Source organism: Brevundimonas sp. (genome assembly GCF_004210735.1).
Lineage (GTDB): Bacteria > Pseudomonadota > Alphaproteobacteria > Caulobacterales > Caulobacteraceae > Brevundimonas.
Map to the genome: position 1 here is coordinate 1 of NZ_SDZL01000060.1, position 13549 is coordinate 13549.

General features: G+C 66.9%; 12 protein-coding genes. 7 read left to right on the forward strand and 5 right to left on the reverse strand.

Going from position 1 to position 13549, the window contains the following annotated elements:
• A partial coding sequence (coxB, locus tag EON91_RS11990; protein ID WP_292095041.1) for a cytochrome c oxidase subunit II occupies positions 1–908 on the reverse strand: 908 nt, incomplete at its 3' end.
• Between the two features lie 266 nt (positions 909–1174).
• Between coxB and EON91_RS11995 the strand changes: the two genes are divergently transcribed.
• The 6 genes from EON91_RS11995 to EON91_RS12020 all read left to right on the forward strand — a co-directional run bounded on the left by EON91_RS11995 (position 1175) and on the right by EON91_RS12020 (position 8781).
• Positions 1175–1561 (forward strand): PadR family transcriptional regulator, encoded by a 387-nt coding sequence (locus tag EON91_RS11995; protein WP_292095044.1) that lies wholly within the window; start codon positions 1175–1177, stop codon positions 1559–1561.
• Positions 1558–2130 (forward strand): DUF1700 domain-containing protein, encoded by a 573-nt coding sequence (locus tag EON91_RS12000; protein WP_292095047.1) that lies wholly within the window; start codon positions 1558–1560, stop codon positions 2128–2130. Before EON91_RS11995 ends, EON91_RS12000 begins: the two co-directional genes overlap by 4 nt.
• 24 nt (positions 2131–2154) lie before the next feature.
• Positions 2155–2931 carry a DUF2807 domain-containing protein gene (locus EON91_RS12005; protein WP_292095049.1) on the forward strand — a complete coding sequence of 259 codons (777 nt, stop codon included), beginning with the start codon at positions 2155–2157 and terminating at the stop codon, positions 2929–2931.
• Positions 2932–3021: 90 nt separating this feature from the next.
• Positions 3022–4467, forward strand: coding sequence for a metalloprotease TldD (gene tldD / locus EON91_RS12010; RefSeq protein WP_292095052.1), 1446 nt, complete (start codon positions 3022–3024; stop codon positions 4465–4467).
• A 134-nt stretch (positions 4468–4601) separates the two neighbouring features.
• On the forward strand, positions 4602–6692 hold the full coding sequence (locus tag EON91_RS12015; RefSeq protein WP_292095055.1) for a TonB-dependent receptor: 2091 nt from the start codon (positions 4602–4604) through the stop codon (positions 6690–6692).
• A gap of 28 nt (positions 6693–6720) precedes the next feature.
• Positions 6721–8781 carry a TonB-dependent receptor gene (locus tag EON91_RS12020; protein WP_292095057.1) on the forward strand — a complete coding sequence of 687 codons (2061 nt, stop codon included), beginning with the start codon at positions 6721–6723 and terminating at the stop codon, positions 8779–8781.
• Positions 8782–8880: 99 nt separating this feature from the next.
• Here the strand turns inward: EON91_RS12020 and EON91_RS12025 are convergent, their stop codons facing one another.
• Positions 8881–10659, reverse strand: a complete 1779-nt coding sequence (locus EON91_RS12025; protein WP_292095060.1) for a peptide MFS transporter — start codon at positions 10657–10659, stop codon at positions 8881–8883.
• Between the two features lie 216 nt (positions 10660–10875).
• On the opposite strand from EON91_RS12025, the gene EON91_RS12030 reads away from it, so the two are divergent.
• Positions 10876–11964, forward strand: coding sequence for an N-acetyltransferase (locus EON91_RS12030; RefSeq protein WP_292095062.1), 1089 nt, complete (start codon positions 10876–10878; stop codon positions 11962–11964).
• Here EON91_RS12030 and mscL read toward each other — a convergent pair.
• The 3 genes from mscL to EON91_RS12045 all read right to left on the reverse strand — a co-directional run.
• Positions 11961–12365, reverse strand: coding sequence for a large-conductance mechanosensitive channel protein MscL (mscL, locus tag EON91_RS12035; RefSeq protein ID WP_292095064.1), 405 nt, complete (start codon positions 12363–12365; stop codon positions 11961–11963). The genes EON91_RS12030 and mscL overlap by 4 nt on opposite strands.
• Before the next feature lie 15 nt (positions 12366–12380).
• Complete coding sequence (locus EON91_RS12040; protein ID WP_292095065.1) at positions 12381–12671, reverse strand: integration host factor subunit beta; 291 nt, start codon at positions 12669–12671, stop codon at positions 12381–12383.
• Between the two features lie 308 nt (positions 12672–12979).
• On the reverse strand, positions 12980–13549 hold a 570-nt coding region (locus tag EON91_RS12045), incomplete at its 5' end, for a S1 RNA-binding domain-containing protein (RefSeq protein ID WP_292095068.1).

Consider the following 13549-nt stretch of genomic DNA (forward strand, 5'->3'; position numbering starts at 1 on the left):
GTCTGGGCGGTCGGCGCAGCGTCGGTCGCGGCAGCCGGTGCTCCGGTCACGCCGGCGGCGGCCTGGTCGGCGCTGCCGCCGGGCGCGGCCTTGGGCGTCATGGAGCCGCCCTTGGAGGCGACCCAGGTGGCGAACTCGGCCTCAGTGACGACGTTGATCTGCATCGGCATGAAGGCATGGTCGACGCCGCACAGCTCGGAGCATTGGCCGTAGAAGATCCCGGTGCGCTCGGCCTTGAACCAGGTCTCGTTGACGCGGCCCGGGACGGCGTCGGTCTTGAGCCCGAAGGCCGGCAGGGCGACGGCGTGGATCACGTCGGACGCGGTGACCAGCAGGCGAACGGTCTTGCCGACCGGCACGACCATCGGTTCGTCGGCGGCCAGGCGGTACAACTGCGGCGTGGTCTTGTCCTCGGGCAGCATGTTGGAGATGTACTCCGGCACGGCCTGGTCGGGATATTCATAGGCCCAGTTCCACTGGTTGCCCGTGACCTTCACCGTCAGGTCCGGCGTCGGCATGTCGTGATAGGCGAACAGCAGACGGAACGAGAACAGCGAGATACCGACCAGGATCACCACCGGCACCACAGTCCAGATGACCTCGATGATGGTGTTGTGGCTCCACTTGGCGGGAACCGGATTGGCCTTCTTGTTGTAGCGGATGGCGATCCACAGCAGCAGGCCCAGCACCAGCACGCTGATGCCGATGCACATCGGCAGCAGGATCGCGTTGTGGAACCAGATCGCCTCATGCTTCAGCGGCGAGGCCGCCGGCTGCAGGTCGATGCCGCCAGGCGTCGGCTGACCCATCAGGTCCTGCGCCCAAGCCGGCGCGGCGACGAAGACGGCCGTGGCGAGCGAGGCGACGACGCCTCCGATCTTCGCCAGGGCTCGCGTGCCCATCCCCATTCGAGAAGTCCTCATAAAATCGTTCTGCAGCCGACACTTGCGACCCGGTCGCAAGTGGTCGCCGCGCCCGTTCAAAGGCGTGACGTTTCAGGCCCGGTCCCTATCGGATCGCCTCGCGCTTGCCAAGCGATTGGCGCCGTTCTGACGCGCGCAGGACGCCGCACCCCGAATCCGGGCCTCGATTAATTCGCCGTCATGTTTTGATAGCTACCTTGCGACGCACGATACCTTGCGATACCTCTTCATCATCACAAGAGGAGGCCGGCGTGCCGGACACCATAGACATTCAGTTAAAGAAAGGGGTGCTGGGCCTGTGTGTCCTGGCGCTCCTAGACGGGGCGGACAGCTACGCCTACGAGATCGCCAGTCGCCTGTCCCAAGCCATCGGCATGGGCGAAGGCACCATCTATCCGCTGATGCGGCGGATGCAGACCGACGGCCTGGTCGAGACCTATCTGGTCGAATCCTCGGCCGGCCCTTCGCGCAAATACTATCGGCTGACGACCGCCGGGGCCGCCGCCCTGTCGGCGCAGCGCAGCGAATGGCAGGCCTTCGCCCGCGCCGTTGACGCCCTGGTGACGGGGACCGGCGCCGCCGCCCCTGTTCCCCCCGCCCCCAAGAAGACCCGCTCTCAAGACGGAGACGCCCAATGACCCGCGCCGATTTCCTGGCCCGGTTGAAACGTGGCCTGGTCGGTCTGCCGACCTCGACCGCCGCCGAAATCCTGAATGACTACGAGGCCCATTTCGAGGACGGCGTCGCCGCTGGCCGCACCGAGGCCGAGGTGGCCAGTGCGCTGGGCGATCCCGACCGTCTGGCCCGCGAACTGCGCGCCGAGGCGGGAGTTCTGCGCTGGAAGCAGGAGCAGACCGCGTCGTCGGCCGCGGGGGCGATCTTCGCCATCCTGGGCCTGGGCGCCATCGACATATTGATCCTGCTGCCGATCGTGCTGCCGGTGTTCGGGGCGGTGTTGTCCATCCTGATCACGGGCGTCTTCATCTTCCTGGCCGGCGGTTTCGTGCTGGTTGCGGGGCCCTTCATGGGCGCGCCGGGCGGTCCTGTCGCAGCGGTGCTGCTGGGCGTCGGCCTGATCGGCCTGGGCCTGTCGATGGGCGCCGTCATGGCCTTGCTGACCAAATGGCTGATCGACGCGACCGTCTGGTACGCGCGCCTCCATTATCGTGTGCTGAAGCCGGCTCTCGAGCCGCAAGCGCAATCCTGATCCGGGCCTGAGGGAGGACCTGACATGATCCGCAATCTTATCATCATCTCCGCCGTCGGCCTGGTGCTGGCCGTCGTCGGCATCGGCGGGGCCATGGCCGTGGGCGGCCGCGACCTGGCCCGGCACGACTGGACCTGGGTCATCACCGACGACGAGGAAGGCGATTCCAGCTTCCAGATCGAACGCGGCGCCGTGGCCCCGGACATCACTCGCAAGATTGAATGGACCGGCGGCGAACGCCTGGCGATCGATATGCCGGGCGAGGTCACCTACATCCAGGGCGCCGAGGCGGGCATAACCGTCACGGGCCCCAAGACCTTGGCCGACCGCGTCCGCATCGTGGACGGCCGGCTGACGCTGGACGGGCGTCAGAACAAGGAACGCAGCTATATCCGCTGGACCCGGACGGGCATCCGCGGCTGGAGCGAGACCGAGGTGCTGCGCGTCACCATCACTGCCCCGGCGGTGAAGAGCTTCGACCTGGCCGACCACGCCAATCTGGTGATCCGTCACTATGATCAACCCTCGCTGGAGCTGACCCTGTCGGGGTCGGCGGTGGCCGAGGCCCAGGGCCGCGCGAACGCCGTGGTCATGGATATGTCCGGCTCGTCCCGCGCCGATCTGGAGGCCCTTCAGGTGACCGACGCCCGTATCCGGGCCAGCGGCTGGGGCGACGTCAAGGTCGGCCCGACCGGGGCTGCGCTGGTCGATGTCTCGGGCAACGCCGATGTGACCCTGACCCGCCAGCCGTCGGAACTGCGTCAGCTGATCTCGGGCGACGGCGAGGTCGTGCAGGAATAGTCGCCCTCATCGCGACCGGATCGCGCCCGTCGTCCCTTCTCGCCCAGCGCGGGCGGTGACGGCGGGCGCATCTGCGCCTATCTAGGCCCCATGACCGTTTCCGTGACCCCGCCCCCCATCCTTGAAACCGCCATTCTGGAAGGGGCCGGCGTTGATCCGTCCGAGGCCCTCGACATCCTGGGCGCGGCCTTGGCCGGCGCCGACGACGGCGAACTGTTCCTGGAGCGGTCGGAAAGCGAATCCCTGGTCTTTGACGACGGGCGGCTGAAATCGGCCAGCTATGACGCGACCGAGGGGTTCGGCCTGCGGGTCGTGGCCGGCGAGACCGCCGGCTTCGCTCACGCCAATGAAATCTCCGCCGCCGCCATCCGCCGCGCCGCCGACAGCGCCGCCTTGGCCAAGCGCGGCCATGCGGGCACGACCGCCGAGGGCCCGCGGGCGACCAATCAGAAACTGTATGACGAGGTCGATCCCCTCGCCTCGCCCGCCTTTTCCGACAAGATCGCCCTGCTGTCCGAGATCGACGCCTGGGCGCGGGCGCGCGATCCGCGCGTGGTTCAGGTCTCGGCCTCCATCGTCGGCGAGCGGCGGGCGATCGAGATCCTGAGAGCCGACGGCCGGCTGATGCGCGACGTGCGCCCGCTGGTCCGGCTGAACGTCTCGGTCACAGTGGAAAAGGACGGACGCCGCGAAAGCGCCTCGTCCGGCGCCGGGGGCCGCGCCGGGTTCGAAACCTGGATCGCGCCAGACCGCTGGCAGGGCCAGATCGACGAGGCGTTGCGTCAGGCGCTGGTCAATCTGGACGCCATCGATTGCCCCGCCGGAGAGATGGACGTGGTGCTGGCCGCCGGCTGGCCCGGCGTGCTGCTGCACGAAGCGGTGGGCCATGGCTTCGAGGGCGACTTCCACCGCAAGGGGTCGTCCGTCTTCAACGGCAAGATGGGCCAGCGCGTCGCCGCGCCGGGCGTGACGGTCGTGGACGACGGCTCCATCGCCGGGCGCCGCGGCTCGCTGTCGATCGACGACGAGGGCACGCCGACATCGCGCACCGTGCTGATCGAGGACGGGATCATGGTCGGCCTGATGCATGACCGTCTGAGCGCGCGTCAACTGGACGCCCGCGCCACCGGCAACGGACGGCGCCAGTCCTTCGCCCACCAGCCCATGCCGCGCATGACGAACACCTTCATGGAAGGCGGCAAGGATTCGAAGGCCGACATGATCGCCAATACGAAGCGCGGCCTCTACGCCGCCAATTTCGGCGGCGGGCAGGTGGACATCACCAACGGCAAATTCGTGTTCCAGTGCACCGAGGCCTATCTGATCGAGGACGGCAGGATCACCGCCCCGGTGCGCGGCGCGACCCTGATCGGCGACGGAGCGACGGCCCTGACCCAGATCCGGATGATCGGCGACGACTTCGCCTTTGACCCCGGCGTCGGCGTCTGCGGCAAGGCCGGCCAAGGCGTCCCGGTCGGCATCGGCCAGCCCAGCCTCAAGATCGGCGGCCTGACGGTGGGCGGCACGGCCGTTTGACGGTCAGGCGGAAATACGGCGCCGCATTACTGCCTTGTAATATGTCGGATATTTAATCCACCTGTCTGCAATGTAACTGGTTCATGGCGGCGCTGGACGCCAAAGCTCCCCTCGAAGATTCAGGGGAGACCACCATGACCAAGCGCCTGCTGCTGGCGACCACCGCCTTGCTGTTCGCCCCCGCCGGCGTCGCCCATGCGGACGACACACCCCATGTCGCCCAGGCGCCGATACCGACCGGCGCGCCCGGCGCGCCCGGCGCGCGCGGCGCGGCCCCGTTGGTCGACGCCGAGCAGCGCGGGGTGCTGGTCTTCACGCCCGACTTCTTCGCCGACCAGCGCCCGAACACGGCCATGGACATGGTCAATCGCGTGCCGGGCTTCTCGGTGAATGATGGCTCGGGCGCCCGCGGCTTTGAGGGCGCGGTCGGCAACATCCTGATCAACAACGCCCGCCCGGCCTCCAAAAGCGACACCGGCTCGAACGTTCTGGGTCGCACCCTGGCCGCGCAGGTCGAGCGGATCGAGCTGATCCGCGGCGGCGCACCCGGCATCGACATGCAGGGCTATTCGGTCGTCGCCAACGTCATCCTGAAGTCGGAAAGCAGCCGCCAGTCCATCCTGACCTGGAACACCACCCAGTTCGAGGGCAAGGGCACCGACCTGTACGCCGGCACCTATCAGTTCACTGCGCGCGAGGGCGATCGCAGCTGGGGTGTGACCCTGTCCGATGGAATCAGCATGAGCGATTCCAACGGTCCCGGCTGGCTGGTCCGCCGCGATGTGAACGGCAATGTGCTGCGCGACGAGCGCACCGAGAACGATGGTTACGGCGGCAGCAACTCGATCCGCGGCACCTACGCCGGCCCGTTCATGGGCGGCAAGGTGGACGTCACCGCCCGCTACGGCATCAGTGACTGGAACGGCTACAATATCAGCGAGTCGGCCGCCGCCCTGCGCGAGAGCCGCACCGGCGAGGATGTCGAGGGCGGCGAGTTCGGCGTCACCTGGTCCCGCCCGCTGGGCGATCGCTACAAGCTCGAAACGCGCTTCATGCACGAGTTCGACAGCTGGGACGGCGCCCAGACCTATAACGTGACGCTGGGCGGGGCTGCGGACCCGGAACAGGTCTTCGCCTATTCGGGCGAAAGCTCCGAAACCATCCTGCGCGGCCTTATCCGCCATGAACCGACGCCCAAGGCCACGATCGAGGTCGGCGCCGAGATCGCCTACAATATGCGCGAGACCGATCAGGCCCTGACGGTGGGCGGCGCGCCCGTCGATCTGACCGGCGCCTCGGTCAAGGTCGAGGAGACGCGCGGCGAGATCTTCTCGAAGACCACTTACCGCGTTCACCCCGACCTGACGCTGGAAGCCGGCCTGCGCCTGGAGACCTCGACCATCAGCCAGTCGGGCGACTCGCAGTCGGAAAAGAGCCTGTTCTTCGCCAAGCCGCGCTTCCTGGCGACCTGGACGCCAATGCCGAACAACCAGCTACGCTTCCGCTTCGAGCGTGAACTGGGCCAGTTGGACTTCTCGGACTTCGCCGCCTCGGCCGATCTGGACGAAGAGAATGTCTATGGCGGCAACATGGATCTGGAGCCGGAACAGCGCTGGATCAGCGAACTGATCTATGAACGTCGCTTCTGGGACGAAGGGATCGTCTCGATCGGTTATCGCCATGACGAGATCATCGACGCCATCGACTATCTGCCCCTGAGCCCCACGGTCTCCGCCATCGGCAACATCGGCGACGGGACACTGGATCGCCTGTCGCTGAACGTGGTGCTGCCGCTGGATCGGATCGGATTCTCGGGCGGTCGCTTCACCTTCCGCAACGACTGGAACAAGGCGCGCGTGACCGACCCGACCACGGGCGAGGAGCGGCCAATCTCGGGCGTGCGCGCCAGCCAGGCCAATGTCGGGATCCAGCAGGACCTCAAGGCCTTGAAGCTGCAGTGGGGCGTCAACTGGCTGCCGCGTCTGGGTCAGGGCACCTATCGCCCCAGCCAGACCTTCAAATGGCGCGGGGCGGGCTATGTCGAGATGTTCGCCGAGTACAAGCCGACCCCGACCCTGGCCCTGCGCGCCCAGATGAACCTGTGGGACGACTTCACCCAGCGCCGCATCCAGTACGTCGGCAACACCCGCGACGTGCTCTACATCGAGGACAGCGCCGTCAACCCGAGAACCTTTGTTTCACTCCGCCTGCGTAAGACCTTCTGACCAAGACGCCTGGGGAGGGCGCGCGACGATGACGACCAAGTCGATCTGGCTGACGGGGGCCGCCCTGGCCCTGCTGGCCGCGCCCGCCATGGCCCAGCACGCCGGCTCCGCCCCGGTCGCGACGGTCGAGGCGCCCTCGGCAGACCGTGCCGGGGTGCTGGTGTTCGAGCCGGCCTTTTTCGCCGAATCAAAGCCCAATTCGGCTTTCGACATGATCATGCGCCTGCCGGGCTTTGGCCTGGACACGGGCGACAACAGCACGCGCGGATTCGCCGGCGCGGCGGGCAATGTCCTGATCGACGGGGACCGCCCCTCGTCCAAGAGCGACAGCCTGGACCAGGTCCTGCGCCGTATTTCGGCCGGCAGCGTCGAGCGGATCGAACTGATCCGCGGGGGCGCCCCGGGCATCGACATGCAGGGCCGCGCCGTCATCGCCAACGTCGTGCTGAAGCGCACCGTGACGGTAGAGCGCGTGCTGGAAGCCAACGCCTACATCTATCCCGACGGCTATGTCGGCCCGCTGATCGCCGGGCAATTTTCGCGCCGCGAGGGCGACCGGTCCATCGAGGCGTCGTTCAGCGCCACCACCGATCGCACCGACGGCACCGGCGACGGCTTCCGGCGCCGCTATGATCCGGTCACCGGCGCCCTGATCCAGGACGCTGATCTGGAACGCTGGGACCGGTTCCGCAACATCCGCGGCACGGCCGCGATGCAGCGACCTCTGGCCGGGGGCAAGCTGAAGGTGAACGGCCTTTTGGGTGTCGGCGACCACGACTGGGAACAGGACGTTCTGATCCGCTCGGGCGCAGGGGATGACTTCTTCAGCGCCGAAACCTCGGAAGAGGTACAGGCCGAGCTGGGCGCCAACTGGACCCGCGACCTGTCACCCCGGCTCAGCCTGGAGCTGACCGGCCTGCAACGCTACGGGACCGAGGATTATGTCGGCTTCTCGGAAGAAGCAGGCGACAGCTCGACCTTCACGGCGGACGACACGGCGGGCGAAAGCATCGGACGGGCCGTCCTGCGCTTCCGCCAGAACGAGCGCTGGGCGTTCGAGACCGGCGGCGAGGTCGCCTATAATTTCCTGGACCGCGCCACGACCTATGAAGAGAACGGCACGCCGCAGGCGCTGCCTTCGGCCTCGGTCAAGGTCGAGGAACTGCGGGGCGAGGTGTTCGGCCAGACGACCTGGCGACCCGGCCCGCATCTCACCGTCGAGGCCGGTCTGCGGGTCGAGGTGTCCGAGATCAGTCAGTCGGGCGACAGCGACCTGTCCAAATCCTTTGTCTATCCCAAGCCTCGCCTGCAGATGACCTGGGCCCCGGCGACGGGGCATCAGTTCCGGCTGCGGGCCGAACGCGAAGTCGGGCAGCTGGATTTCGGCGACTTCATCGCCTCGGCCGAGGTCGATGAAGGGCAGGTTGAGGGCGGCAACCCGGACCTGGAGCCGTCGAAGGCGACGGTGCTGGAAGCCGTCTATGAGCGCCGCTTCTGGGGCGAGGGGGTGCTGGAGCTGTCCGCGTCCCACGCCGAGATCGAGGATGTGGTCGACCTGATCCCGCTGGCTGGCGGCTATGACGGCGTCGGCAACATCGGTGACGGAACCCAGCAGCAGTATCAGGTGAAACTGACCCTGCCGATGGATCGACTGGGCCTGTCCAACGCGCGCTTGCAAGCCCGCGCCAGCTGGGTCTCGACCGAGGTCATCGACCCGGTGACGGGCGAACCGCGCCGGTTCCAGGGCAATCAGGCGTTCGGTTGCGGGATCGCCTTCAACCAGGATCTGATGGGCGGGCGCTGGTCCTACGGCTTTGACCACGGCTGCAACGTGGACAAGGGATCGGCTTACCGGGTCCGCGAGATCCGCCGTTTCCGCAACGAGCCCTTCGTCACCGTGTACGGCCAGTGGAAGCCCGCCAGCGACCTGACTGTCCGGGTCGATATCGGCAACGCCACTGACCGGGCCGCAGGCTATGACCGCGAGGTTTTCGCGGGGCCGCGCGACACCTCGCCCCTGGCCTTCCGCGAGCAGCGCCGGACGTGGATGAGCCCGTGGCTGTTCCTGCAAATCAGAAAGACCCTCTGAAGAGGGCCTGGTCCTCCGCCCCCCGATGGCGGACATGAAAAGGGCGGCGCCTCGCAAGAGACGCCGCCCTTCTTTTTTAGTCGCGACAGGGTCGGGCGATCAGTGGATGCCCGCCATGCCCTTCTTCAGCAGCGGCGACAGCACCAGCAGCACCACGCCCACGACGACGCCGGTCCAGCCGATGGTCCCGAAGATCGAACCATAGGTCTGCAGCGCCAGCTCCGGGCTGGTCACCACGCCCGCGACCGTGTCGGTCGAGGTCGCCTGGGCGATGAAGCCGGCGGCGATGTGGGCCACCGAACTGGACAGGAACCACACGCCCATCATCAGACCCACGACGCGATCCACCGACAGCTTGGTGATCATCGACAGCCCTACCGGCGACAGGCACAGCTCGCCCATCGTGTGCAGGAAGTAGGTCAGGAACAGGAAGAGCAGCGGAACGCGGAAGTCCACGCCGGCCTGCGTCGCCGACGCCCAGGTCAGCAGCAGGAAGCCTGCACCGACCAGGACCAGGGCGAAGGAGAATTTGACCGGGGTCGACGGCTCCATGTTGCGCTTGCCCAGCCACACCCACAGGGCGGCGATGATCGGGCCGCAGATGACGATGATGCCCGGGTTGAACATCTGGGTCATGGGCGCATTGAACCACGTCGGCATGGCCGTCGACTGGTCCGCGAACAAGGTCAGCGAAGACCCGGCCTGTTCGAACAAGGCCCAGAACAGGACCGAGAAGAAGATCAGCGTCAGGGCCACCAGCATGCGGCTGCGCTCGGCGCCCCGCAGCTTGACCAGCACATAGCCGACCACCGAGGCGAAGATCAGGCCCGCGAGCCAGGGCAGCGACGTCTCGATGATCTGGTGACGCTGCATCAGCAACCAGACCGGGAAGACAGCGATCAGGCCGCCGATCCAGAAGATGGCTTCGAACGGCAGGCCCAGAACCTTGCGGGTCTGGAGCATTTGGGGGTTCGGCGGGCCGCCGCGACCTTCCAGCCAGCTCTGGCCCAGGATGAAGGTGATCAGGCCCAGCGTCATGCCGATGCCGGCCAGGCCGAAGCCATAGGCCCAGCCGTATTTCATGCCGAGATAGGAACACGCCGCCGTCGCCAGCACCGAGCCCAGGTTGATGCCCACATAGAAGATGGTGAAACCGCCGTCGCGACGGGGATCGTTCTCGTCATACAGGTGGCCGACCACGGTCGAGATGTTGGCCTTCAGGAAGCCGACGCCGACGATGATCAGCGACAGCGCCAGGAACAGGATCGGTTCACCGAAGCCCAGATCGCGCTTGGTCTCCAGCGAATAGCCGCCTGCAGCGGTGAAGGCCGGGAAGCCCGTCGCCTCAGCCACCGCAGGAACGGCGGCGTCGGCCGCCGCCGCGGCGGCCGGTTCGGCCCCGACGCGGGAAACGCCCTCGGGCGAGATCGTGACCTGGGTCCGCTCTTCGCCGTTCACAGCGAAGATGGTGCGGTTCTGATCGCGGCCTTCGACCTGAAGCTCATAGGTCGTGGCGCCGATGGTCAGTTCCTCGCGACCGCCGTTACCCTCGAACGCCATCATGAAGTGACCGGCGACCAGCAGGACCGCGCCGATGATGACCGCCTTGCGCGAGCCCAGATATTTGTCGGCGATCATGCCGCCGACGACCGGCATCAGATAAACCAGCGCGGCGTATGCGGCGTAGATTCCCTGGGCCTCTCTGGGTCCGAACAGGAAATGCTGCGTCAGGTACAGGACCAGCAGCGCCCGCATGCCATAGTAGGAAAAGCGTTCCCACATTTCTGTGAGGAACAGGACCACCAGCCCCCGCGGGTGTCCCAGAAACGTCTTGCGTGGCGTCGCTGTCAGCGCGCCTCCCCCATCCGTCGCGCTCAATGGCGTGCTCCCTTATACAGCGCCAAAACTCGACGCCCAATCGCGCCTAAGCAGCACGACGAGGACCGCCGGACAAGCATTAACGACGTTATCGTGACGGGATTGGTCTGGTTTCGGGGCTGTTTGTGAGCGCCTGGATCAGGGACGCGCGGGGCCGCGCACAACCTGGGCATGCTTCTTGCGACCGGCAGGACACAAGGTGTCCGCAGGAAGCCCATGCCGGTCCGACCGTTCCATTTTGACGATCTGAGCGACGTCGCCGCGCTGCATCGGCGTGTCGGCTGGCCCATGCGTTCCGAAGCGGGATGGCGATGGATGGCCGCAGCGCCGGGCCAGGCCGAGACCGGTGCGCCGCTGGGGCTGGTGCTGATCGGCGACGATGACCGGCCGACCGCCTTTCTGGGCAATATGGTTCGAAGGTTTCGTCGGGGCGACGAGACTCTGTATGGCGCGACCGGCCACTCGATCATCGTTCCACCCGAGGCGCGGGGCGGCAGTCGCTTCCTGATCGACACCTTCATGGCCCAGCGGGGCCTGTTCGCCCGCTATACCTTCAACGCCAACGCCCGCTCGGCGCCCCTGTATGGCCGGCACGGTCTGTCCCCCTGGCCGCAGGAAACGGCGGGGCTGAAACTGTCGTGGGTGGTCGATCCGGTCGCCTGCGTCATGGCCAAGGCCTTGCGTTGGGGTGTCGATCGCTCGCCCATTCTGGCGCGAAGCATCGGGGAACGCCTGACCAATCCCCGGGTCGACCGGGGCCATGCGGTCGAATGGCCCGAGGGGATCGCGCCGGTCACGGATTTTTCCGACAGCTCCGCCTATGGCGTCTTCTGGGAAGAACTGCTGAGCGAACCGCGCCTGATGGCCGACCGGTCACCCGAGACGCTGCGCTGGCTGATGGCCGATCCGGACGCGCCGCGACCGCCGCTGGCGCTGGGCTTTCTGCGCGAAGGGCGGATCACCGGCTTCGCCCTCGCCCTGGTGACCAAGGGCGACATCGTCCAGGTCCCCAGTCTGGAGATCCTGGACCTGCAGGCGCTGGAGGCTGAAGAGGCGGCCATACCGGCGCTGGCCCGGGCGCTGATCGTCGCTGCGCCGCGCCTGGGCGCGGCCAAGGTGCGGTTGCAGATGGTGTCGCCCAATGTGCTGGATCGCCTGGGCTCCGTGGCGAAACCCGCGCGGCGCGAGGGCGGCTGGGGCCATTGTCACGCGCTGTTCGAGGGCGTCGCGCCCGATGACTGGTCGCCCACGCCGTTCGACGGCGACTATCCGGTCTGTCTGCGACCCGCGCCGAAGCGCGCCTAGCGTTTCCCTTTCAGTTCGTCGCGGATTTCGGCCAGCAAGGCTTCAGTCGGCGTGGGCGCGGCGGGCGCCGCCGGCTGTTCGCGGCGCAGCTTGTTGATCCCCTTGACCAGCAGGAAGACCACGAAGGCCACGATCAGGAACTGGATCAGGGTATTGATGAAGGCGCCGTACTGGATGGCGACCTTCTCGACCGCCTCGGTCGCCGGGTTCTCGGGCACCAGCACCCATTCCAGGTGGGCGAAGTCGACACGCCCCAGAACCAGACCGATCGGCGGCATCACCACCTGTTCGACCAGGCTGGTGACGATCTTGCCGAAGGAGGCGCCGATGATGACGCCAACCGCCAGATCGACGACATTGCCGCGGGCGGCGAATTCCTTGAACTCGGACAGCAGGCCCATCGGAGTCTCCTCGCTTTATTCGTCTCCGGAAGCGTTCAGCCGCTCGCGCAGTTCCTTGCCGCTCTTGAAGAATGGCACCGACTTGGCCGGCACCTCGACCACTTCGCCCGTACGCGGATTGCGGCCCGAGCGCGCGGGACGCGAGCGGATCGAGAAGGCGCCGAAGCCCCGCAGTTCGACCCGGCCGCCCTCGGCCAGGGCGTCCGTCATCCGTCCCAGGACGACATTGACCACCCGCTCGACCTCGGCGTGAGTCATGTGCGGATTCTCGGAGGCGAGTTTCTCGATCAGTTCTGACTTGATCACGGCCGCGGCCCCCCGCCTGGTTGTCCGGTGCGCGCCCTCACCGGAGATCGCGTAAGCCACCCTAACCTTCGGAGCCCGAAGGAATAAAGAGGCTCGGGCCAGATTGTGGCGAAATACCGCCCCCGGCGACGCTGTAGCCAAAGAAAAAGGCGGCCGGATCGCTCCGGCCGCCCTTTTTTTTGTGGCGCTAACGCGAAACGCGCGGCGTTTCGCTGCTTGAGCGCGGCCGGATCACTCCGGCCTTGCCTTGGTCGCGGAGCCTCAAGTCGCGAGGCTCCGCTAGCCGAGCATAGGCTCGACAAGGAGGATTACTCCTTGGCGGCGTTCTTCAGCGCAGCGCCCAGGATGTCGCCCAGCGAAGCGCCCGAGTCGGACGACCCGAACTGTTCGATGGCCTCGGCCTCATCCTTCATTTCCAGCGCCTTGATCGAGACGGCGACGCGGCGCGTGGCCTTGTCGACGCCGGTGATCATCGCGTCGACGCGGTCGCCGACGGCGTAACGCTCGGGGCGCTGCTCGTTGCGGTCGCGCGACAGGTCCGACTTGCGAACGAAGGCCGTGACCGGCGCGTCGTCTTCACCGAACTTCACCTCGATGCCGCCGGTCTCGATCGACGTCACGGTGACGGTGATCTGCTGGCCGCGCTTGTAGGTGTCGCCCTCGCCGATCGGATCGCCGCCCAGCTGCTTGATGCCCAGCGAGACGCGTTCCTTCTCGACGTCGACGTCCAGGACCTTGGCCTTGACCATCTCGCCCTTGCGGTAGCGTTGGATGGCTTCTTCACCCGACACCGACCAGTCGAGGTCGGACAGGTGCACCATGCCGTCGATGTCGTTGTCCAGGCCGATGAACAGGCCGAACTCGGTGGCGTTCTTGAC

Bases quoted from the DNA above. Each gene is read 5' to 3' on its own strand.
- EON91_RS12000 (WP_292095047.1), top strand. From the start codon at position 1,558: ATGACCCGCGCCGATTTCCTGGCCCGGTTGAAACGTGGCCTGGTCGGT.
- EON91_RS12005 (WP_292095049.1), top strand. From the start codon at position 2,155: ATGATCCGCAATCTTATCATCATCTCCGCCGTCGGCCTGGTGCTGGCC.
- tldD (WP_292095052.1), top strand. From the start codon at position 3,022: ATGACCGTTTCCGTGACCCCGCCCCCCATCCTTGAAACCGCCATTCTG.
- EON91_RS12015 (WP_292095055.1), top strand. From the start codon at position 4,602: ATGACCAAGCGCCTGCTGCTGGCGACCACCGCCTTGCTGTTCGCCCCC.
- EON91_RS12020 (WP_292095057.1), top strand. From the start codon at position 6,721: ATGACGACCAAGTCGATCTGGCTGACGGGGGCCGCCCTGGCCCTGCTG.
- EON91_RS12030 (WP_292095062.1), top strand. From the start codon at position 10,876: ATGCCGGTCCGACCGTTCCATTTTGACGATCTGAGCGACGTCGCCGCG.
- mscL (WP_292095064.1), bottom strand. From the start codon at position 12,365: ATGGGCCTGCTGTCCGAGTTCAAGGAATTCGCCGCCCGCGGCAATGTC.